The 2,750-nt window shown below is 65.6% G+C and carries 2 protein-coding genes; both read left to right on the top strand.

Going from position 1 to position 2,750, the window contains the following annotated elements; translation table 11 throughout:
- A partial coding sequence (locus tag SLW55_RS20540; RefSeq protein WP_320745640.1) for a methyl-accepting chemotaxis protein occupies positions 1 to 616 on the top strand: 616 nt, incomplete at its 5' end.
- Positions 617 to 1,253: 637 nt separating this feature from the next.
- The coding region (locus SLW55_RS20535; RefSeq protein ID WP_320745639.1) for a HAMP domain-containing protein at positions 1,254 to 2,750 on the top strand (1,497 nt) is incomplete at its 3' end.

The raw sequence follows: 2,750 nt of genomic DNA, 5'->3' as shown, positions 1-2,750 counted from the left end.
CATCGCCTTCCAGACCAACATCCTGGCCTTGAATGCGGCGGTGGAAGCGGCGCGTGCCGGCGAGCAGGGCCGCGGCTTCGCCGTGGTCGCCAGCGAAGTGCGCACCCTCGCCCAGCGCTCGTCCAGTGCGGCCAAGGAGATCAAGGACCTGATCGACGACTCGGTCGGCCGCGTCGCCCAGGGCTCGGCGCTGGTCGACCAGGCTGGCAAGACCATGCACGAGATCGTGGCCTCGGTGCAGCGCGTCACCGACATCATGGGCGAGATCTCCGCCGCCTCGCAGGAACAGTCGGCCGGCATCGAGCAGGTCAACCAGACCGTGATGCAGATGGACGAAGCCACCCAGCAGAACGCCGCCCTGGTCGAAGAAGCCACCGCCGCCGCGCGTTCGATGGAAGACCAGGCCGGCCAGCTCAGCCAGGCCGTGGCCCTGTTCAAGATCGACCAGCAGGCGCCGACGGCACCGCGCAGTTCCGCACCGCCGGCCGCGCTCGTCACTGCCGGCACCAAGCGACCGGCCAAGGCGCCGGTCAAACCCGTCGCACAAGGCGCACGCACCACACCCAAGCGTGCCGTTGTCGCCGTCGGCGCCAACACCGACTGGCAAGAGTTCTGATCGGCCGGGTGGCCACGCCGACAACGGCGTGGCCACCGTATCGTCTTGCCGCACCGTCTTTGCCTCTTTGCAGCTCGGCGTTCTGCTTCACAGAACGCCCCGATGCCTGCCGACTTCGCAGGCACATGCCCCTCCACTCCAGTGTTCAAGCCTGGATCGTGCTGAAGAGCGCCCAAGCGCCGTCACTCAACGGCAAGCGGTCATTGCACCGGCATGGCGCGTAGGGCCGCACTGCGTCAAACACCCGGAGCGTCCGGCAAGGAACCCGCCAACTACGTTCGGGAAGACGCTTCTGACGCTTCTCCGCCAGGGGCAAGCGCTTCCTCGTCCCGCCGACGTCCCCACCAGCCGGTTCCGAGCATCCGCGTTCCCGCGTCCCGGCTGCCGACCGAATCGACGGACTGGGCACTGTACGCCTGTCGGTCCTGGATCAGGACATGCGGCTCGCGCCATCCGCCTCTCCCTGGCACGTCAGCCGATCCCGGCGTATTTCGATCAACCCACTCGAAAAAAAAGATCAAGTTATGTGATTCGTTGCAGATAAACGCAAAACCAAAGTCGCATTCACGTTACGTATGGCACATGACCACCCGCCCATACATGCCCCTCCCCATCTCATATCGACCTGAGGAAAGACATGACTATGCCCCGCCCCCATCGCACCAGCAGCGTCGTCACGCGCCTGATGATTGGTGTCTCTGCAATCGCGGCCCTGTGCTTCGGCATCACCGCGCTCCTGATCTACGCAAAAAGCAGCCAAGCGCTGCTGACCTCGGCCAAGGCCGGCATGACCAACGCCGCCTACCTGGAAGCCAAGCGCATCGCAGGCGACATGAACACCGCGTTTTCCGCCAACCAGGCACTGGCAAACGCCATGCTGGTACAGCGCACCCAGGACGGCAATGCGCGCGCGAACGCCAGCGAGATCATGCGCAGAGAACTGCAGCAACATCCCGATTGGACCGCCATGGGGACGATGTGGGAACCGCAGGCATTCGATGGAAAGGATGCGCAGTACGCGGGCAGCGAGGGGCATGACGCCAGCGGCCGTTACATGGTCTATTGGGCCTGGCAAGGCGACAAGCTGATCCGCCAGCCACAGCTCGACTACGCCACCCCGGGCGCTGGCGACTGGTACCTGCGCCCGAGCAAGGAACGCAGGCAGGCGCTGATCGAACCGTATTACTACGATATCGGCGGCAGCAAGGTCCTGATTACGACATTGAGCACCCCGGTGATCGAGAACGGCAAGCTGCTTGCGGTGATGAATACCGACATCGGCCTCGCCAAGCTGCAGGAACGCCTGTCGAAATTGCACCCGCTCGGCGTCGGACACGTACGTCTACTTTCGCCTGGCGGCGCGATCATCGCCGACCGCGACCCTGCACTGGTCGGCAAGAGGCTCGATGACGCCGCGAGCCGTGCCTTGCTCGCCCAGATCGCCAAGGGCGAGACCGTCGACCGCGAGACCGTCGATGCGAAGACCGGCGATACCGATGTCGAGATCTACGTGCCCTTGCAGATCGGCCAGGCGCAGGAGCATTTCGCGCTGGGTGTCGCGGTGCCGAAGGCGGTGCTGATGGCGCAGGCCCGCAACCTGCTGTGGACCATCGCCGCGGTCGGCCTGTGCGCGGCGCTGCTGCTCAGCGGCGGCCTCTACCTGCTGCTGCGCCGGCTGGTGGTCAAGCCGCTTGCCAGCGCGGTGGAAGTCTCCAGCGCAGTGGCCGCCGGCCGCCTGGACAGCCGCATCCAATACGCGCGCAACGACGAGCTGGGACAATTGCTGGGATCGCTGCAGCGCATGCAGCAGCAGCTGCGCGCGGTGCTCGACGCACAGAAGGAGATGGCCCAGCGCCACGATGCCGGCGAGATCAGCTACCGCATGGACGAGAGCAGCTTCCCCGGCGACTACGGGCGCATGGTCCACGACAGCAACGCGCTGGTCGCCTCGCATATCGCGGTGACCGAGCGTCTGGCGCAGATCATGGGCCGCTATGCCATCGGCGACCTGTCCGAGGACATGGATCGGCTGCCCGGCGAAAAGGCGGTGCTCACCGAAACCATGGACACGGTCAAGCGCAACCTGACCGCGATGAACAGCGAGATCAAGCACCTGGCCGTCGCCGCCGCGGCG

The sequence above is a fragment of the Xanthomonas sp. LF06-19 genome (genome assembly GCF_034105425.1).
Taxonomy (GTDB): Bacteria; Pseudomonadota; Gammaproteobacteria; order Xanthomonadales; family Xanthomonadaceae; genus Xanthomonas_A; species Xanthomonas_A sontii.
The sequence above is the reverse complement of the archived record's forward strand: the minus strand, read 5'-3'. Positions and strand labels throughout refer to the sequence as shown.